The sequence below is a fragment of the Roseivirga sp. genome (genome assembly GCF_965216855.1).
Lineage (GTDB): Bacteria > Bacteroidota > Bacteroidia > Cytophagales > Cyclobacteriaceae > Roseivirga.
In genome coordinates, this window is sequence record NZ_OZ244204.1 from 3,135,807 (window position 1) to 3,154,282 (window position 18,476).

Below are 18,476 nucleotides of genomic sequence, written 5' to 3' on the forward strand. Positions count from 1 at the left end.
TATGAGCAAATTTAAAGTAGCAATTGGTCTTTTTGTCGCTTTCGTTATATGTGGAGTACTCTTCCTGAGGCCTCAGCAAAAAGCCAAGTATTTCAAATCTGAAAAGAGTATTAACCTTGCTTCAATTCCTGAAGAAATGATGAGGGATGAAGAGGAGGAGGATCCAAAGAGTGAAAATCCAATCGAAAGACTGGAATTTGAAAGGGATCAGTTGGTTGTACCCGGCACGGGTATAGTACCCAGAAACATTTTACAAGAGGAACTGGAGTATGCCAGACAAAATCTCAATGTAACTAATGTAGTGCCTTCTGGTGTGAGTCCTTTTACTTTGGGAAGCCAACCTACAGCTACCAATCAGAATAGTGATAACTTCTTCAACATGGGGCCCTATAACATTGGTGGTAGAACACGTGCCATTGTTATAGATGTGGCCGATGAAGATGTGCTTATTGCAGGAGGTATTTCCGGAGGTGTATGGAAAAGCTCCGATCAGGGTGCCAGCTGGACAAGAACCAGTGCTTTAGAGCATCATCCGGCAGTATCAAGTATTGTTCAGGATAAGAGAAGTGGAAAAACCAGTGAGTGGTATTACTCTACAGGTGAGTTTTCAGGCAACTCAGCTTCAGGGTCAGGAGCGTTCTACCTTGGTAATGGAATTTACAAATCAGTAGACAATGGAGACTCATGGCAATTGATTAGCTCAACAGCCCAGCCTGGGACTTCTGGCACAGACGTTATTACAGATGCTGAAAGATTTACCATCATTGATCAGTTGGCGATTGACTATTCAGAGGCGTCTGGAACAGAAATTTATGCGGCAGGTTTAAGTGAAATCATTCGAAGTACTGATGGCTTCCAGACTTTTGAAGTAGTATTGGGAGAAACCAATACCGGCTCTAACTGGTGTGATGTTGCCGTTTCGTCTTCCGGAATGGTATATGCCTCAATTGCCAATTCCAGCTTTAATGGTGCCAATGGTGTTGATGGTTTGTTCAAGTCAACTGATGGTATCAGTTGGACTCAAATTGAACCAGCCACCAACTTCCCTTCAAGTTTTAGCCGCTTTGAAATAGCCATTGATCCGAATGATGAAAACAGAGTTTATTTTGTTGGAGACGATCGCTTATTTGTCTACTCTGAATCGACTAATACATGGACAGACTTGTCTGCCAACATTAAGGTATCTGCCTCCGATGTAGGCTCGGGTCACGGCTCCCAGGGAGGTTATGACCTTTATGTTGCGGTTCATCCAACCAATGAAGATATAGTCTTTTTAGGTGGAGTTAACCTGATGAGAACTACGAACCGTTTTGCAACTTCTGCAGCTACTCAACAGGTAGGAGGGTATAATAATGACAACAATCCCAATAGCTTTCCTCGTTACCCTAACCATCACCCGGATAACCATGCTTACGCATTCTTCCCGTCAGATGGTAATAGAATGATTACCGCAACTGATGGTGGTTTGCACCTTGCAGAAAACGTAACAACCAATACCAATACGGTCAACCCTATCTCGTGGACTCCATTGAATAATGGTTATATCACTTCGCAATTTTATCAAGCCAGTATTCATCAGTTCGATTTGGGTGACCCACAATTGGTTGGAGGAATGCAAGACAATGGCACATGGGCTAAGTTTACCACAGCACAAGATGAGGTTTGGACTGAAGTATTTGGTGGCGATGGCGCCTTCTCTGGAATATCCTACAATAGTCTATATGCCAGTTCGCAGCGTGGTAATTTGATCAGGTTTGCACTGGAAGGCAACGAATACAACTTTGCTGGTAATATTAGTCCTACTTCTGAAGACAATGACTATTTGTTTATTAATCCATATATCATCAACCCGGTTAAACAAGACCAGTTGTTTGTTGCAGCTCGTGGTAGAGTATTCTATACCAACGATGTCAGAACCAACCCGGGTGTAGATGAATGGAACGAAATTACTCACGGTAACCTGACAGGACAGCAAGTTTCTGCCTTTGGAATGTCCGTTGACCCTGAAGGTGTGGTTTACTTCGGTACCCGCTTTGGTAGACTTTTTAAAGTAACCGGTACGGAAGATATTGAAGGAGATATTCAGGCAACACAATTGACGACCACCGGTATGCCTATAGGTAACGTATCCAGTATTGCAGTTGATCCAACCGATGCAGATAAGGTGATCGTGACTTTCTCTAATTATGGAGTGGTGAGTGTATGGTATTCTGAAGACGGAGGTAATAGCTGGAACTCCATTTCTGGTAACCTGGAAGAAAATGCTAATGGTTCGGGTGCCGGGCCATCTGTAAGGTCAGCTGCTATTATGCCTGATGGTAGTGGTCAGAACTATTACTTTATAGGAACATCTGTGGGGCTATTTATGACTCAGACACTTGATGGAGACAATACTACCTGGGTACAACAAGCTTCTCAGGCCATTGGTAATGTGGTGGTATCGAATATCATGGCGAGACCTATAGAAGGTATGATCATGGTTTCTACCCATGGTAATGGTACTTTCTTCGGATATTATGATACCGGGGTTGTTCCAAATATTAACTACTCTTTTGCTAATGATCAGCGCTCTGTTACTATGAGAGCTAATCTCTCTTATAACTCGAACTTTCCAATAGCTTATCAATGGTTAAAGGATGGAGTTGAGATTGATGGTGCTACAGAAGAGACATTAGTTGTTACTGACGGAGGTGATTATCAAGTGAGAATTTCAATTCAATCAGTAGAAGGTAGTGGCGTATCCAATACAGTGTCGATCAATCTGGATGGACAGGCACCTGTCATTACATCCATTGAGCGGTTCAACCCATCAACAGAGGCATTGTCGGCCAGTGAAGCGACTTTCCAGGTTACCTTCGATGAAGATGTAGTGAATGTTGGTCCGGATGACTTTGTTACAACCGGTACCGCTTCTGGAACTGTAGAAAGCATAGCCCTGGTAACAGAAGGTACAATTTACGATGTAACGGTGACTGGTATTGGAGGAAGCGGAACTTTAGGGCTGGTTGCTTCAGCCTCAACTGATATTACAGACCTGGCGGGAAATGTGTTTGAGGGCGCCATACAAAGCTCTGAAACGTATACAGTGACTGACAATACAGCTCCTACTGCCGCAATTACCAGAGCTAATCCTACTTCCGAAGTAACCGATCAGTTCGAAGTAACATTCCTGGTGACTTTTTCTGAAAATGTAAATAATGTCGATGAAACAGACTTTACTCTTCCGAATGCATTAGCCAATGCAGAAATTGTTGGAGTATTGGCTGTTCAGGATAATAAATCATACTCAGTAGAAATTTCTCAAATCGTTTCTGATGGAACAGTGGAGCTGGCCTTTGCCAGCGGGCAGGATATTGTCGATGGTGCAGGAAATGCATTCGATGGTACCGTTACGTCATCGGAGACCTATACTATTCAGAATGTGGTTGCAGGCGAAGAAATTGGTAACAGAAGCCTGAAGGATATTCTGGTTGATGCCAACCCTTCTTCGGGAATCTTTAACCTGTACTTACCTGACGGATTTATTGGTCCGGTAGAGTATAGTATTGTGACTTCTAATGGACTAAGTGTGTCTGTGGGTAGTGTTGGGAACTATCAACCGCTGGATGATCTCCAGATTGATATTTCTAGCCAGGCTGATGGTGTATATATCTTCGAGGCCGTTAATGGTGATAGAAAAGCAACAGTAAAACTACTGAAGAGAACACGCTAGAACTGATATATGCCCAGGTGGTTAATGCAGTAATCCAGGGCAATATCATGCGTATCGGTATAGTCAATGAAATTAAGAGGAGGAGTGATGGCCAGACCAACTTTCAGGCAGTCACTCCTCACTTCTTTTAAGAAGCGGTCGTATAAACCAGCCCCATAGCCAATCCGGTTGCCAGACTCATCGAAGGAAATAAGCGGAATAAAAACCAGGTCGAATAACCTGGGATCAACAATATCAAGACTGTTCGGCTCAGGAATTCCTTTTCTTCCCGGTGTAAAGTCTTTTGAGTGGAGTATTCTGTGATGAGTGAGCTTTCTTTCTTTGTAGAATGTTTTTGAGCTGTACACCTGTATCTTTTTGGTTGCTGCCAGCCAGTCAATAAGTTTGAAAGTATCTGGCTCATGATGTTCAGCCATAGAAACAAAAATGTGTACGTGTTTCAGTGAACTCTGTTCGTTGACGAACGTCTTGCAGTTTTCAAGTAATCGCCTGTTCCTTTCAGACAATTCCGCTGACTTGAGCGTCATTCTCTTTTCCAGAAACATGGAGCGAAGTACTTTTTTATTCATTCGTTTTAAGCAAGTGGAATCTATAGTCGAATGGATCGAATGAATCCAGACAGCCTTGTACAAAGTTAGGGTCTGTCATGTAAAAGTTAAGGAAATTGTCTTTTCTCTCCTGAGGTGAGCCTCCGGGGAAGAGTGCTTCTTTGATAGCATAGATTCTGTTGACCAGTACTTCCTGATTTTTTCTTTCAGCCTTAAGTATCTTCTGTTCTACTTTTTCCAGTGTCTTTTCAGCTCTTCTGTGTTCGCCTTTTACCATTCTCTCCAGAGTGGTGTCAACCTCTACTGCTTGCTGAAGTGCTTGTTGGAAGATTGTCTCCAGCTGTGCTTTTTGACTAGCCAGATCTAGTTGGAAAGTAGTTTGATCTCTAACCTTCTCATTAACTAATTCATGGTCATTCTTGAAAATGTCTTCCCAGGTCATTTGGACCTGTTCAATTTTGCGCAATGTGTTTTTGTCGAGTACTGCAGCAAAATTCCTTGGCATTAACATAGGGAAGGTAGTTTCGAAATGATCGAATATACCTTTGAGCTGAAGCCAATAGACTAATTCAGAAGGTCCTCCAACATAAGCCAGGTTAGGCAGGAGAAACTCCTGATATAATGGCCTGAGTAATACGTTGGGACTGAACCTTTCGGGGTATTGATCTATTTCCTGTTTAAGTTCATCTTTGGTAAAATGGAGCTCCGTGTCGAGTACTTCATAACCAGTGTCAGTAGCAATAATTCTCGATCGGAGATCATCTTTCAAATAGAAGAAATTGATTTCCCGTGGAAATACCTGAGTGCTGTAGCCGGCAGCTTCGAGTGCATCAGTTGTTTTCTGGGCGATCTGTTGAGGTTGGTTTTCAAAGATATCCGACTCTATAACCGGCTTAAATAGTGACTTTAACTCATGATGGTCTGCATCAATCACCACTAAACCTTCTTCACCGAATAAGGCATTCACATAATGTAGGACTGCCTGAGCCAGATTCTTTTTTTGGTAAGCCTGAACAAAGAACTCGGGCATACCAATGACCTGTTCAAAGATCTTGTTGATGCCTTTCAGGTTGAATCGGCCTACTGCTCCGGTTTGCTCTGTTTCCCAAACCAGTTTCTTTCCATTCATTCTGAAGTGGCAGATTTCATCAAAGTCATGATCTTCTGAAGCCATCCAGTATACAGGAACAAAATTGTAGTCAGGGTATGCGGCTTTTAATTCCTTACAGGCATTGATAACCGTGACAATCTTGTAAATAAAGTAAAGCGGACCTGTGAAGATATTGAGCTGATGTCCTGTGGTAATGGTAAAAGTGTTGGACTCTTTAAGGAGACCAATATGCTTTGAAGTAAGGTCTGAGGTCTCAATTCCCTCATATTGACTACTCAATACTTGAGCTACAACTTGTCTGTGCTGCTGTGGAAAATTACGCTCATCTAGTTGCCTTTTAAGCGATTCAATGGTAGGGATACCGTTATGAAATGGCTTCAGTACCTCTTTATCTGAGATATAGTCCAGGAAGAAGGACGAAAAACTGTTGGTTTGATTAAATTCTACTTTCGATAGTAAACAGTCAGTCTCAGTTAAGGTGCTCATATATTTCGTTTATGTGGAAGGTAACAACCTTCAATAACTTTGGGTTTAAAACAAAGCGTTTAATTATACTACAGGTTCACCATAAAGGTCGAATTCAGTAGCATCAGTTATTTTGATTTCGGCAAAGTCTCCCACTCTCAGGTAATGCTTGCTGGCATCCACATAGACTTCATTGTCTACTTCTGGTGAGTCATGCTCGGTTCTGCCAATAAAACTTCCGCTTTCTTTTCTGTCAATCAGCACCTTAAACGTCTTACCAATTTTGGCCTGATTGATCTCATTAGAAATTTCTTCCTGAATTTGCATTACGTGGTTAGCTCTTTCTTGTTTCACCTCATCAGGAACATCGTCTTCAAAACTATAGGAATGGGTGTTTTCTTCATGTGAGTAGGTGAAGATGCCTAACCGGTCGAAACGTGACTTTTCTACAAAGTCTACCATATCGGCAAAGTCTTCCTCAGTTTCTCCAGGATGCCCGGCAATTAGGGTGGTTCTAATCGCGATGTCAGGAACTTTGGCTCTCATCTCAGCGAGTAATGCTTCTGTCTTTTCACGAGTAGTACCTCTTCTCATCAATTTCAACATTTTAGTTGAACCATGTTGAAGAGGAATGTCCAGATAGTTGCAGATGTTTGGCCTTTCTGCCATGACATCGAGAACATCTGAAGGGAAGCCTGTTGGGAAGGCATAGTGTAACCTGATCCAGTCGATGCCTTCAACATCCGAAAGGTGCTTCATCAGCTCTGCCAGGTTTCTCTTTTTGTACAGGTCGAGACCGTAATAGGTAGAATCCTGAGCAATCAGTAAAAGCTCTTTAGTGCCGTTTTTGGCCAGGTTTTTAGCTTCGGTTACCAGTTCTTCAATTGGTCTGGATTTGTGCCCACCACGCATGAGCGGAATGGCACAAAAGGAACAAGGTCTGTCGCAACCTTCAGCAATCTTGAGATAGGCATAATGCTTAGAGGTAGTTGTGATTCTATCACCTAAAAGCTCATGTTTGTAGTCTGCTTTGAATTTCTTCAGCAAGGCAGGTAATTCCATGGTGCCGAAGAAAGCATCAACCTGAGGGATTTCTTTTTCCAGATCGTCCTTGTAGCGATGCGATAGGCAACCGGTGACATAGACTTTGTCTACCATACCTTCTTCCTTAGCATCTACATATCTCAGAATGGTATCGATAGATTCCTGCTTGGCATTGTCAATGAAGCCACAAGTATTGATGATGACTATGTTGGCATCATCCTTTTTTGACTCATGGGTGGTCTTTATCCCGTTACCCTTCAGTTGGGTCAACATTACTTCAGAGTCTACCAGGTTTTTTGAGCAACCCAGTGTTACAATGTTGACTTTATCCTTTTTCAGCCCTTTAACCTTCATGCATTGAAATTTGAGGGCGCAAGTTACAAATAATTAAGAGGTTGGATTCCGTCATTGCGAGGAGAAAGTTTGATAAGAATCAAACTTGTGACGTGGCAATCTCCTTATTCATTCAGATTATCTATATCCCTTGAATCAAATGGATTTACTTTTCTTTTGATTCTCCAAAAGAAAAAGCGACCAACCTGCCTTTGCCGAAGCAGCTACGCGCAGGCAGGCATCAAAACCACCGGGGAAACAAGGTGCTTTTTGGTTACCACATCGGTCGATGGTCACGCTGATGTTGGATCCCCTCCCTCCGCAATGGATGTTGTACGAATTTCAATGGTCGGTTCTAGAGGTATAAAACTTTATACTATCCTCTTCTCTTTCTGAAAGTAATAGGTACTAATTCGTCAGTTGGAAGACCGATTTGGTAGAGTTCCCAGTCAGAATCGTATTTCGAGAGTATCTGACGAATACAGTCAACGCGGTCATCGCTAGGGTTCTCACAATCGGCCCAGTAGAATACTTCTACCCTGTAATTGTAGGAACGCTTCTGGCCATTGATTTTTACTTCTACTTCAATATCCTGTTCGCCAGATATTTGCGGAATTTGTATAGCTATAGCACTCATAGGTTGTTCGTTAGTGTACAAATGTTTTCTATCCACATTCTTTGGAACAAGATGGGTGCCATTAATGTAAGTGGTTGTTTTTCAGTTATTTAAATATTTAAAGTAACAAATTCTGACCGATAAGGAGCAGTAAAATGTACGTAAACGTTCAGGATTTTTATAAATTTCAAAATGATCATACACAAGCTAAAGGTAGCGGGCTGCCTCGTTATTGTCTCCGTCTTGGCAGGCTGTTCAGGTTCTCCCGTAAATGATGTGGAAGTTGAGCCGGGTATTATTAAAGAAAGCCTGGTTGCTGAACAGTTTCTTGAACAAGAAATAGGTATGGCTCCATATATAGTTGGCCCATATTTACTAATTAAGCAGAATCAGAATAGAGTAGATAGGGTAGTTTTCTCTGTTTACAATTCAAAGGATTTGAGTTATCTGGGTAGCCTAGGTGAAAGAGGAAGAGAAGGACCAGATACTTTTTATGGGGCCAGTTATTGGGGCCAGCATATCGAGCGAGAAGGAGAGTATTTGATTTGGGTGAATGACCCCCCAAGATTTAGGATAAGTCTTATCAATATTACCAAAAGCCTTCAAGAGGGAAGGACTGTGATTGAAAGAAGGGTGACACATAAACCTGAATATGACTTTATGAATGCACTTTTCGTAGTTGACTCAGTGGGTTTAGTAGGTCATCAGCCGGGTTATCAGAATGGTACAAATATGGCTCCTTTGGTGATGTTAAGAAACGGTGAATTTCAGCTTTATGGGGAGTATCCTGAAGTAACCAATGTCCAGAATCCAGAGCAATGGAGAAACGGTGCCAATTTTAATAACATCAATTTATCCATGAGACCCGATCAATCTCGTTTTGCAGTTGCAATGAGGCATTATGACCGTTTGGATATATTTAACAATGTGGGGAATAAAGTGGCCTCATATATTGATAACGATAGATATAGGTTGTTTGATTACGGTGAAATTTATGACTCAAAAATGTACTTCATGGGTACCCTGAAGAATTATTACATAGATTCTTGGGTAACTCAAGAGTTCATATTTACCCTTTACTATAATGCGACATTTGATGAGGACAAGGAGTTCCATCCATCCACTATCCGCGTCTTTGATTGGGATGGAAATCTTAGAGCTGAGCTGGCATGCCCTGACCATATCTGGAGTATCTCAGTAGATGAAGAGAAAGGGTTCCTGTATGCCGGATCAGCAGAACAGGAAGCTCTTTTCCGGTACGATATTAAATCGATTTTGAATCAGCTATTCAAAGAATAAGTGCACCAAATCCCTTTCCTCATCTTTATAAAGCACAGGTTCCAGCTGAAAAACTGTTCTGATATTCTCTTTGGAAAGCACATCGAATTTAGCTCCCGAAGCCAGCAATTTACCCTGATGTAGCAGGCAAATCAGGTCTCCAAACCTGGCGGCCAAATTCAGGTCGTGTACGACACCAATGACCACCAGATCATCACTTTTCAGCAAATCTCTGATCTTATGCATGAACTGAAACTGGTACTGCACATCCAGGAAAGTGAGAGGTTCATCGAGCAATAAGAATCGATTCTGTCCTTCTTTCGGATACCAGATCTGAGTCAACACGCGAGCAAAATGAACCCTTTGCTTTTCACCACCACTGAGCGTGAGGTAGTCTCTTTCTGCCATATCGGTAATGTTGAAGAAAGACATGGCTTCTTCTACAGCTTGCTGATCGATTTGCCTTGGCGATTCCACAAAATGAGGGTAACGGCCCATCATCACCACCTCCCATACTTTCATGGGAAAGGCGAGGTCTATATTCTGGGAGAGTACCGCCCTCATTTGGGCCATTTTTCGCTCTGATAAGCCCTGGGCATTTTCTCCATTATAGAAGACTTCCCCCTCATGCTTTCTCATCTGCTGGCTGATGACCTTGATCAAGGTGGATTTTCCTGCTCCATTGGGTCCGATAATCAGGTTCAGTTTACCCGGCTCAAAGCGTACAGAGACATCATTGAGCAAGGTTTTCTCACCAATTTGTACGGATATGTTTTTGGCTTCAAGCATATTAGAAGAAGTACTGTTTTTTACGAAGTAAGGCTATGAATACAGGTACACCCACCAAAGAAGTAACTATACCGATTGGCAGTTCTGCAGGGGCTAACAAAAGTCGGGAAGCCAAATCGGCCAGACTGAGCAAAATGGCTCCCATCAAGGCACTTCCTAACAAAAGGAACCTGTTGTCTGAACCCTTCATGAGTCTAAGCAAATGAGGAACCACCAGACCTACAAAGCTGATGACTCCCACAAAGGCAGTGGCAACAGCCACCAATAGCACATTCAGTGCAATTATGGTAATCTGCAGTCGCTTGAGATTCACTCCAAGAAATACGGCTTCATCTTCACCCATCATGAGGGCATTGAGCGGTTTGGCATAGCGCAAAGAAATGATGAGGCATACAACGGTAACAAAGCCTATGATTGAAATGGAAATCCAGTTGGCACCCGAAAGTGTACCCAGATTCCAGAAAATAATACTTCTGGCCTGAGGATCGCGGGCCAGGTAGGAGAGAAAGCCTACTCCACTTAAAAAGAGCGCATTAATGGCTATTCCCGTCAGCAAAAGAGCCACAACCGAGCTTTTGCCGGAGGACCTGTTTTGCGACAGGAGAAAGACCAGAACGGTTGAAAGTGTTCCTCCCAAACAGGCAGCCAGGGGTAAGGTCCATTCTCCGGCATTGAATTTCATTACTGCTCCTAAAACAAAGTAGAGAGAGGCTCCAAATGCCGCTCCGCTCGATGTGCCGATTAAGCCGGGTTCTACAATGGGGTTACGGAAGAGGGCTTGCATCAGCACTCCGGCAATGGCCAGGCTCGCTCCCACCAAAACACCCGCCAGTGCGCGAGGAAGCCTGATCTGAAAGAAAATCCTTTCCTGCAGATTCATTTCTTCTCCGCCCACCCATTTAGATAAGGCCGACTGGATTTCATCCCATGAAATGGAAACAGCCCCCAGCTTCATGGAGAAAATAAATGTGATGACCATGAGTAGGAGCATGGTCATGAGCCAGGGTTTGCTTTGGTTACTGAAGCCCTTCATTCTTGTGAATTAGCTCCTGAAGATTCATTACAATCTCTCCGGTTCTCGGGCCGAAATATACCATATCGTGTTCTTCAACCCTGAATATTCTGTTGTTTTGAGCGGCTTTGGTGGTAGAAACTCCAGGCAGATTCTTCACTTCCTGCATTCCATTCAATCGGTCGTAGCCAAAGTCGGTCAGTAAGATGATATCGGGGTTGGACTGAGCAATGACTTCTGCAGAAAGCTGCATCATGCCTCTTTCTCCATCAATTGCCATTTCACCCCCGGCCCATTCAATCAATTTACCGGCATTGCTTCCGCTGGTCATGGTCAGGTAAATGTTGCTGGCTCTTCCGTAATGGATAATGGCCACTTTTGGTCGGGTCGGGTAATTTTTCAGGCTTTCCATGGCCTGTGCCATCTCGCGGTCAATTTTTGCATTGAGTGAAACGGCTTCTTCCGCTCTGTCGAAGTACTGCCCCATTTCGGTGATGAGTGCTTTGGTAGTCGGGATGTCATTGCCCGGAGCTTCGAACACCTTCATGGGTATTTCTAGCTTTTCCATTTGCTGCATCACCTGCTCAGGCCCCACATTATTGTCATGAATAATGATGGTGGGCTTCATAGATAGAATGCCTTCTGTACTTAGTGCCCGGTGATAGCCAACAGTTGGCAATTCCTTAATGGCAGGAGGGTAGGTGCTGGAAAGATCTACCGCTACCAGATTCTGCTGTGCATTCAGGGCGAAGATAATTTCGTTATACTGTTTAGCCAGACACACAATTCGCTCGGAATTGGCTTCTTTTTCGTCCTGATTGGAGAATCTCCCGCAAGCAGAAAGAGTGGCCAGTATAGTCAGTAGTAGAATGAATTTTTTCATGGTTTTTGGTTGAAAAAGAGGTGGGCAAGGTTCAGAAGTGAATCCGTACGACAAGCGCTTCTGAACTGTTACCAGGGAAAATCAATTATTTTCGGAATAGGGTGACTTCCCCGACATGCCCTTAGCCTCTAATGTTTTAGAATATGTATTTCAGGTTTACTCCACCGAAATAGTTAGCTTCTTTGGGTGCCGGAATGTAGGCATCGGCCAACTGATTGATGAAAACCATGTAATAATATTTCTCTCCGAAGATGTTATTCACACCGAAGTATAAGTCCATATCGAAGTGCGATGACAGCATTTTGTGGTAACCGATTTTGGTATTCCACAATCTGTAATCGGCCGATGCATTATTGCCATCAGAAGTTATCGGCATGGAGTCTTTATAGGAGAAATTCAGATTTCCGTAAAGCCCATTGTTGGCAGAGGCATCTACACCCAGATTGGCTACAATTGGAGAAACGCCCGCCACATCGTTACCATCATAATTCGATACCCCGTTAGATGACTCATAGCTGAAGTTGTCATAAGTGAAGTCTGAATAAGTCAGGTTGGCGAATGGCCGAACCGCACTGAAGAAACCGGAAGTAGACTGATACATGGCATAATTCACTGCGATTTCAAGTCCCTTATTGATCTGTCCGCCACCATTGGCAATGTAAGTGTAAGCGGTGGTGTTGGCATCTAAAGGAACTGCCACTGAGGTCATTTTATTATCGAATTTAGTGCTGAAGGCTGCTAATTGATAGTTCAGTCTGCTGTCGAGCAAGGAGCCCTTGGTACCGATTTCAAACTGAGTGCCTTCTTCAGGCTTAAGACCGGTATTCAATTCTCCGGTGGTGGAGATGACAATGTTAGAGCTTACCGGGGCTTTGTAGCCTTTGCTGTAAGACACATAGGCTGAAATCTGATCGTTAAAAACTTTGTTAACGGCAAAATGTGGTGAAACCAGGCCGGTGTAATCAGTCTGATATCTTGGACCGGGAGTACCATTGTTGGAATCATAAACTCTGTTCATCAGGTCTATATCCATATTGCTGATGCCTATACCTGCGGTGAACGACAAGTCACTTGGTAAGGAAAGTGTCCATTCGGTAAAGTAAGACGAGGTTGAAGTATTGGTAACCTGATTGCTTCTTTGGTTGCCAATGACATTGTAGCCGTTCGGATCGGCTGTATTGGTTACCATGCTGTAGCCCACAATCATGGCATGCTGACGTTGGGCTTCCATTCCAACTATTCCGCTAATGGTGCTTCCGCTTCCGGTATCGAAACTCAGATCGAGCGTTGAACGAAAGCCGTAATTGGTCGGATTCTTGTCCGTCCAGCCACCGGCAGAACTGTTATTCAGACTGGAACCTGAGCCGAAAATGGTAGTGGTATTAGATACCTGGTTTGAAAAATGATAAGTATGGTTCAAGCCAGCTCTAAAGCTGATGACTTCTGAATGGGCATCGTTTTTAATGTATCGGGCATTTCCTGAGTAGTCTCCAGTCTCAAATTGGTCGATAGTGAGCTCACCAGCCCGTTGATCGTAGCTGTTACTGTAAGCCAGATAAGTTGAGATTTCCTGCTTTTCATTAGGGTTGAAAGTGCCCATAAAGTTCACGAAGTCTTTGTCTGAAGCATTGTGAGGCATAAATCCATCAGAATGCTGACTTCCATAATTCAACAAGATCGAAGACTTCTCCAAGCCTAATTGAAGTTGAGTAGTTAACCTGCTCAAACCATAATTACCAACCATGATGTTCTGGCCAATTGAAGCCTGTCCCGGAGTTGGCTTTTTGGTTTCCAGGTTGATTGCCCCGGCAATAGCTAGCCCATAAAGTGTTCCGGCAGGGCCTTTAATTACCTCTACATTGCCAATAGAACCGAAGTCCATGTCATCCATCAGGGTTACGCCTTCGGCATCAGTTACTGGAATTCCGTTCAGGTAGACTTTGTAACCTTGTCCATCGAAGTTGTTGCTGGCGCCTCTGAAACCCACACCGTTGCCATAGCCTCTGATGTTGAACTGCTGGCCAGAAGAAACGGCCCTGCGGGTCATATAAACGCCTGTTACGTTCATGTTGATAGCATCATCTAAAAACAATCCTGTGCTTCTTTCCAGTTCTTTTGGACTGAGCTTGGAGATTGATGTGGGTTGATAAAGCTGTGATGGATTGGTATTGGAAATAGCGCTGATCTGCACTTCATCCAGTAATTGGTTGGCAGGCATTAGTGATATCTTCATTGTGCTGCCACAGTCTTCAATTTTCACTCTGTAGGTTTTATAGCCCACATAGGAAACAATGAGTTCGGCACCCTCTGAGCAAGGAATACTGAATTCACCGTCTGCATTGGTGGAGGTACCACCAATACCGGCTACTCTCACATTGGCTGCCATGAGCGGTTCGTTAGTTGAAGCGTCTGTTACACGCCCATTAATTCGCTCATTTTGAGCGAAAACGGTAGATACCAGGCATAGCCCCAGTATCGCTAGAAATATTTTTTTCATAGAATCGGGTTTAACATTCGGACAATGGAGAGCACACGATGGAGCTATCCATTATCGCTATGGTTAGAATAGTTTTGATGTTGAAACCCTGGCTTATGACGACTAGAAAAACAATGCACCAGGGTTTCTTGGGACGAATCAATTATCCCAATTCCGGTGGCGGGGATTCTATGTTTTGATAGATGTTTTTGTAGAACCGGAGAGGTCCTATAAACTGCCTTTTCAGGCTGGAGAGGATGGCCGGCTTCAAACCGGCCGACCCATCGATAAACTGGCTGGTGTATTTAAGCGATGGCCGTTTTTTTGAATTGGAGTTCTTCTGTTTGTCCTTTTTGCCTTCGAGAAGCCTTCTGATGAGACTTTCCGCCTGATCGTGCTTACATTTTACAGTATAGCCTTCATCAGTCTTTTCAATGGATGCCACATCATACATTTTGCCTCCATATTCGAATTCTTCACCCTTTCTTTCCCATTCCAGCTGATCGTATTCCTGTTTGGTGAACTTAAAAGTGGTTAGCTTTTCGAATTCACCCCTTCTTACCCTTAACCTATAAGTAGACTGGTGCAGCATGGTCCAATAAGGAGCCAACGAACCTAGTGAGGTCAGGAAGTAGAGGGGAAGTAAGAAGATTACTATCGACTTTTTGAACAAGGCAAATGCTTAATTCTACTATAATCAAAGATAAAGGAATAAGCATCAAACGAAATGTATTGAAGCGTCTAAAACTGGTGAAGGGCGGTTATTTCTTGAACAATGAGTCCACAAACTCAGCCTTATTGAAGACTTGCAGGTCTTCTACTTTTTCACCTACCCCAATGTATTTCACCGGAATTTTGAACTGGTCTGAGATGCCAATTACAACACCCCCCTTGGCCGTGCCATCGAGTTTGGTGATGGCCAAAGCAGAAACCTCAGTGGCCTTGGTGAATTCCCTGGCCTGGATGAAGGCGTTCTGACCGGTTGAACCGTCCAGCACCAAAAGGATTTCGTGCGGTGCTTCTGGAATGAACTTCTGCATCACACGTTTGATTTTGGTGAGCTCGTTCATCAGGTTTACTTTGGTATGAAGTCTTCCGGCTGTGTCCACAATCACCAAATCGGCATTGGTTTCCACACCTTGTTTAACGGCATCGAAGGCAACAGCACTTGGGTCAGTGTTCATGCCATGAGCCACTACAGGTACACCTACGCGCTCGCCCCAAAGTTTTAACTGATCTACAGCAGCAGCCCTGAAGGTATCGGCCGCACCGAGTACTACCGACTTACCTTTGTTCTTGAATTGTGCAGCCAGCTTACCAATGGTGGTAGTTTTACCTACACCGTTAACGCCCACTACCAGAATGACATGTGGTTTATGGCCTTCGGGAAGTTTGAAGTCGGCCAGGTCTTCGGTATTGTTTTCGGCTAAGAGTTCGGCTATTTCATCACGAAGGATTTTGTCGAGCTCAGTAGTATTCATGTACTTGTCACGAGCTACTCTCTCTTCGATCCTTCCGATGATTTTAACAGTGGTGTCTACTCCAACATCGGAGGTGATGAGTATTTCTTCGAGCTCATCGAGTACCTCATCATCTACTTTAGATTTTCCGGACACAGCACGACCAAGTTTACTGAAAAAGTTCTCTTTGGTCTTTTCCAAACCCTGATCCAGCTTCTCTTTTTTCTCTTTAGAAAATAAACCGAATAGTGCCATAGCCTTAAATTTTGAGCCAAAATGAATTGTAAGTGATGACCTTTGAATTTCGTTTGACCGAATTTATTTCAACGCCCTGATTGTTGATACAATTAGTTTGTGAAACAAGTTCATTATAACCTGTAAAGGTCAGGTAATAAAAAAGTCCCTCAACGGGACTTTAATATATATGATATTAGGTAATTTCTTATTTATCGGCTAAAACAGATTTAACCATTTCTTCAGTAACCATTTCTTCTTTAAAGGTATATGCACCTGTTTTTGGAGATTTTACTGCCTTAATCACTTTGGCGTATTTTACACCACCTTCTTTCTTTAGGGTTGCAACTACTTTCTTAGCCATGATTATTTAATTTCTTTGTGAACGGTATATTTCTTCATGATTGGGTTGTATTTCTTCAACTCCAATCTTTCTGTTGTGTTCTTTCTGTTCTTAGTGGTAATATATCTTGAAGTACCAGGCATGCCGCTATCCTTGTGCTCTGTACACTCTAAAATTACCTGAACTCTGTTGCCTTTCTTAGCCATTTCTCTATGCTTTCAAAATTCGGACTGCAAATATACGGAAGTCATTGTGATATGAAAACCCTTGCTTTAAAATTTATTGAAAATAAATCTTCCGTTTTCTAATTCAAGAGCAAATGTAACTTGCTGGTTTCATATACCTTAGCACAAATTCAAATTCCTTACGGCTATTACTCAGGAATTGGCTTGTGGGTGCTGATAGCAATCCTGTTCCAGGCATTGATTGTGGTAGCTGCCATGATGGTTTGAGCCAGGAGTGATTCTCCCAGTACTTCCATCGCTTCCTCATAGGTAGATGAACTTAAGCCCTGCACATGAATGAGGGTAACTTCTTCTGTTACCTTTAGAATGATCTGTTCTTCCTGAGAGAAGAGTCCTGACTCTCTCCAGGCATCGAGGAGGAGGAGCCGTTTCGCTGATTCGCCATGGTTTATGGCGTCTTTTGAATGCATATCCAGACAGAATGCACAGCCATTGATTTGAGAAGCCCTCATCTTTATCAGTTCCATCTGGCTTTTGGATAGCTGAGTTTCTGAGAGATATTTTTCCAGTGAAAACATGCCCTGAAAGCTCTTAGGCTCAATTTCGTCAATTTGAATTCTCTTTTCCATTTGCTTTTTGTTGTTGATGTGAGCAAAGGTAACTGCCGCCTAATGGAAAAATCTTAAACTGGTTTAAGAAAGCTTCTTGGCTCTGATTTTACTGAGATATTCAGGTGTTAGCCCCAGATAAGTAGCCAGCATATATTGAGGGATTCGATTGACAAACTCGGGAAACTGCTCGCAGAAGCGCGTAAAAATCTCTTCTTTAGAGTAGTTGAAAATATATTTGAAGCGCATCATTGCGGCTCCATAACCTATTTCATAGACGTTTCTGAAGTAGCTCTCGAGCTGAGGGTATTTTTGCCGTAACTCTTCAAGGTCTGAATAATTGATCCTTAAAACTATTGACGGTTCTACTGCCTGGATATAAAACTCCGTGGTGGTTTGATGATGGAAAGCCAGAAAGTCTGTTACCCACCAATCCTCAAGAGCAAACTTTACTGTCTTTTCAACCCCGCTGTCATCTACAAAATAGGAGTGAAGGCAGCCCTTAACTACAAAGTAGATCTGATCGCACTTGCTGCCTGCTGAGCTAAGAATTTCTTTCTTATCAACTTGCAACAAATCAAAGCGAAGCATCATTTGTTCGAAAGATTCCTTATTAAGGCTAGTAAATTGATTGATATGATTGAAAAGGGCCTGACTCATAATGATGTCTGCAATCTACCACTTGGCAGGCTTTCATATTACTTAATTGCTGTTTTTGTGATGATCTTTAGTCTTTATTCCTGACTAGTTTCAACCCAATCCAAATGAACCAGACAATCTGAAGCAGGCCAAAGACTGCTCCTAAGTCGCTTAGACCGGGAATGGCGGTGAGTATGCCGGCCAGACCTACCAGACATCCCAAAATCAGGAATGCCTTTCGAAACAGGTTGGCCTTATGGCCGGCAAGGGTCACAAGCAACACCCAAATTCCTCCAACTACCTCAACACCACCTCCCAGTCCGTTTTGGATAGTTTCTATAGTTAACCATAGCTGATTAGCCTGTTCTGTATTTTCTGATTGATGCTTGAGTGCTGCACTTAATCCAATATTGGTCAGCATACCACTGGCAATAACCAGCACCGACCAGATATAGCCAAAGATGGCTGCTATCCCTGAAAGGATGGGGTTCTTTTCCTTCATCAGGCCATTTAAAGCGAAGCTTAGGAAAACCAAAGTAACTCCAAAGACCACATAAATGAGCAAGATCCAGAGTTGATAGAGGGCCTTGTGTTCGTTGTAAAAGCTTAACCTTTCGGGTAGGGTTAGGGTGACATCTCCTGGATTCAGTGGCCCTAATAATATGGCGAAGCCGAAGATGTATAGGGCTGCTTCTATGAGTGCTGAATAGGCAGCTAATTTCTTGAGTGATTTCATGTGT

Annotated in this window: 17 protein-coding genes; 2 read left to right on the forward strand and 15 right to left on the reverse strand. The window is 43.1% G+C overall.

The genetic code is table 11. From position 1 onward, the window contains the following. Position 1 precedes the first annotated feature (1 nt). The gene (locus tag ACOOEY_RS13965) at positions 2–3,712 is read left to right on the forward strand and encodes a hypothetical protein (RefSeq protein WP_420385337.1); all 3,711 of its coding nucleotides are present in this window, start codon (positions 2–4) and stop codon (positions 3,710–3,712) included. Here the strand turns inward: ACOOEY_RS13965 and ACOOEY_RS13970 are convergent. The 4 genes from ACOOEY_RS13970 to ACOOEY_RS13985 all read right to left on the reverse strand — a co-directional run bounded on the left by ACOOEY_RS13970 (position 3,709) and on the right by ACOOEY_RS13985 (position 7,850). Then, positions 3,709–4,281, reverse strand: coding sequence for a 5-formyltetrahydrofolate cyclo-ligase (locus ACOOEY_RS13970; protein ID WP_420385338.1), 573 nt, complete (start codon positions 4,279–4,281; stop codon positions 3,709–3,711). The genes ACOOEY_RS13965 and ACOOEY_RS13970 overlap by 4 nt on opposite strands. Beyond that, complete coding sequence (bshC, locus tag ACOOEY_RS13975) at positions 4,274–5,857, reverse strand: bacillithiol biosynthesis cysteine-adding enzyme BshC (RefSeq protein ID WP_420385339.1); 1,584 nt, start codon at positions 5,855–5,857, stop codon at positions 4,274–4,276. The genes ACOOEY_RS13970 and bshC overlap by 8 nt, the downstream gene beginning before the upstream one ends. A gap of 63 nt (positions 5,858–5,920) precedes the next feature. Beyond that, on the reverse strand, positions 5,921–7,234 hold the full coding sequence (rimO, locus tag ACOOEY_RS13980; RefSeq protein WP_420385340.1) for a 30S ribosomal protein S12 methylthiotransferase RimO: 1,314 nt from the start codon (positions 7,232–7,234) through the stop codon (positions 5,921–5,923). 355 nt (positions 7,235–7,589) lie between these two features. After that, positions 7,590–7,850, reverse strand: a complete 261-nt coding sequence (locus ACOOEY_RS13985; protein ID WP_420385341.1) for a hypothetical protein — start codon at positions 7,848–7,850, stop codon at positions 7,590–7,592. Positions 7,851–8,021: 171 nt separating this feature from the next. Between ACOOEY_RS13985 and ACOOEY_RS13990 the strand changes: the two genes are divergently transcribed. Next, on the forward strand, positions 8,022–9,128 hold the full coding sequence (locus ACOOEY_RS13990; protein ID WP_420385342.1) for a hypothetical protein: 1,107 nt from the start codon (positions 8,022–8,024) through the stop codon (positions 9,126–9,128). Here the strand turns inward: ACOOEY_RS13990 and ACOOEY_RS13995 are convergent. The 11 genes from ACOOEY_RS13995 to ACOOEY_RS14045 all read right to left on the reverse strand — a co-directional run bounded on the left by ACOOEY_RS13995 (position 9,114) and on the right by ACOOEY_RS14045 (position 18,472). After that, on the reverse strand, positions 9,114–9,896 hold the full coding sequence (locus ACOOEY_RS13995) for a heme ABC transporter ATP-binding protein (RefSeq protein ID WP_420385343.1): 783 nt from the start codon (positions 9,894–9,896) through the stop codon (positions 9,114–9,116). The two genes, ACOOEY_RS13990 and ACOOEY_RS13995, sit on opposite strands and share 15 nt — an antisense overlap. 1 nt (position 9,897) lies before the next feature. Then, entirely contained in the window at positions 9,898–10,893 is a 996-nt protein-coding gene (locus tag ACOOEY_RS14000) for a FecCD family ABC transporter permease (protein ID WP_420385344.1), read from the reverse strand. A 19-nt stretch (positions 10,894–10,912) separates the two neighbouring features. Further along, on the reverse strand, positions 10,913–11,791 hold the full coding sequence (locus ACOOEY_RS14005) for a heme/hemin ABC transporter substrate-binding protein (protein ID WP_420385345.1): 879 nt from the start codon (positions 11,789–11,791) through the stop codon (positions 10,913–10,915). A 136-nt stretch (positions 11,792–11,927) separates the two neighbouring features. After that, a complete protein-coding gene (locus ACOOEY_RS14010; RefSeq protein ID WP_420385346.1) occupies positions 11,928–14,288 on the reverse strand; it encodes a TonB-dependent receptor in 2,361 nt (786 codons plus the stop codon). Between the two features lie 142 nt (positions 14,289–14,430). Next, positions 14,431–14,940: a hypothetical protein gene (locus tag ACOOEY_RS14015; RefSeq protein WP_420385347.1), complete on the reverse strand. Its 510-nt coding sequence runs from the start codon at positions 14,938–14,940 to the stop codon at positions 14,431–14,433. A gap of 88 nt (positions 14,941–15,028) precedes the next feature. Further along, entirely contained in the window at positions 15,029–15,982 is a 954-nt protein-coding gene (gene ftsY / locus ACOOEY_RS14020) for a signal recognition particle-docking protein FtsY (protein ID WP_420385348.1), read from the reverse strand. Between the two features lie 187 nt (positions 15,983–16,169). Then, the gene (locus ACOOEY_RS14025) at positions 16,170–16,325 is read right to left on the reverse strand and encodes a DUF4295 domain-containing protein (protein WP_420385349.1); all 156 of its coding nucleotides are present in this window, start codon (positions 16,323–16,325) and stop codon (positions 16,170–16,172) included. 2 nt (positions 16,326–16,327) lie between these two features. Beyond that, positions 16,328–16,510 (reverse strand): 50S ribosomal protein L33, encoded by a 183-nt coding sequence (gene rpmG, locus ACOOEY_RS14030; RefSeq protein ID WP_420385350.1) that lies wholly within the window; start codon positions 16,508–16,510, stop codon positions 16,328–16,330. 167 nt (positions 16,511–16,677) lie between these two features. Next, positions 16,678–17,118 carry a carboxymuconolactone decarboxylase family protein gene (locus ACOOEY_RS14035; RefSeq protein ID WP_420385351.1) on the reverse strand — a complete coding sequence of 147 codons (441 nt, stop codon included), beginning with the start codon at positions 17,116–17,118 and terminating at the stop codon, positions 16,678–16,680. Between the two features lie 63 nt (positions 17,119–17,181). Then, positions 17,182–17,757 (reverse strand): Crp/Fnr family transcriptional regulator, encoded by a 576-nt coding sequence (locus ACOOEY_RS14040; RefSeq protein WP_420385352.1) that lies wholly within the window; start codon positions 17,755–17,757, stop codon positions 17,182–17,184. Between the two features lie 67 nt (positions 17,758–17,824). Then, positions 17,825–18,472 carry a hypothetical protein gene (locus ACOOEY_RS14045; RefSeq protein WP_420385353.1) on the reverse strand — a complete coding sequence of 216 codons (648 nt, stop codon included), beginning with the start codon at positions 18,470–18,472 and terminating at the stop codon, positions 17,825–17,827. Positions 18,473–18,476: the final 4 nt, after the last annotated feature.

Excerpts from the sequence above, each read along its gene's own strand:
- ACOOEY_RS14025 (WP_420385349.1), bottom strand. The coding sequence starts at position 16,325 with ATGGCTAAGAAAGTAGTTGCAACCCTAAAGAAAGAAGGTGGTGTAAAA.
- ACOOEY_RS13965 (WP_420385337.1), top strand. The coding sequence starts at position 2 with ATGAGCAAATTTAAAGTAGCAATTGGTCTTTTTGTCGCTTTCGTTATA.
- ACOOEY_RS13985 (WP_420385341.1), bottom strand. The coding sequence starts at position 7,850 with ATGAGTGCTATAGCTATACAAATTCCGCAAATATCTGGCGAACAGGAT.
- ACOOEY_RS13970 (WP_420385338.1), bottom strand. The coding sequence starts at position 4,281 with ATGAATAAAAAAGTACTTCGCTCCATGTTTCTGGAAAAGAGAATGACG.
- bshC (WP_420385339.1), bottom strand. The coding sequence starts at position 5,857 with ATGAGCACCTTAACTGAGACTGACTGTTTACTATCGAAAGTAGAATTT.
- ACOOEY_RS14010 (WP_420385346.1), bottom strand. The coding sequence starts at position 14,288 with ATGAAAAAAATATTTCTAGCGATACTGGGGCTATGCCTGGTATCTACC.
- ACOOEY_RS14045 (WP_420385353.1), bottom strand. The coding sequence starts at position 18,472 with ATGAAATCACTCAAGAAATTAGCTGCCTATTCAGCACTCATAGAAGCA.
- ftsY (WP_420385348.1), bottom strand. The coding sequence starts at position 15,982 with ATGGCACTATTCGGTTTATTTTCTAAAGAGAAAAAAGAGAAGCTGGAT.
- ACOOEY_RS13995 (WP_420385343.1), bottom strand. The coding sequence starts at position 9,896 with ATGCTTGAAGCCAAAAACATATCCGTACAAATTGGTGAGAAAACCTTG.
- ACOOEY_RS14035 (WP_420385351.1), bottom strand. The coding sequence starts at position 17,118 with ATGGAAAAGAGAATTCAAATTGACGAAATTGAGCCTAAGAGCTTTCAG.
- ACOOEY_RS14005 (WP_420385345.1), bottom strand. The coding sequence starts at position 11,791 with ATGAAAAAATTCATTCTACTACTGACTATACTGGCCACTCTTTCTGCT.
- rimO (WP_420385340.1), bottom strand. The coding sequence starts at position 7,234 with ATGAAGGTTAAAGGGCTGAAAAAGGATAAAGTCAACATTGTAACACTG.
- ACOOEY_RS14000 (WP_420385344.1), bottom strand. The coding sequence starts at position 10,893 with ATGACCATGCTCCTACTCATGGTCATCACATTTATTTTCTCCATGAAG.
- ACOOEY_RS14040 (WP_420385352.1), bottom strand. The coding sequence starts at position 17,757 with ATGAGTCAGGCCCTTTTCAATCATATCAATCAATTTACTAGCCTTAAT.
- ACOOEY_RS13990 (WP_420385342.1), top strand. The coding sequence starts at position 8,022 with ATGATCATACACAAGCTAAAGGTAGCGGGCTGCCTCGTTATTGTCTCC.
- rpmG (WP_420385350.1), bottom strand. The coding sequence starts at position 16,510 with ATGGCTAAGAAAGGCAACAGAGTTCAGGTAATTTTAGAGTGTACAGAG.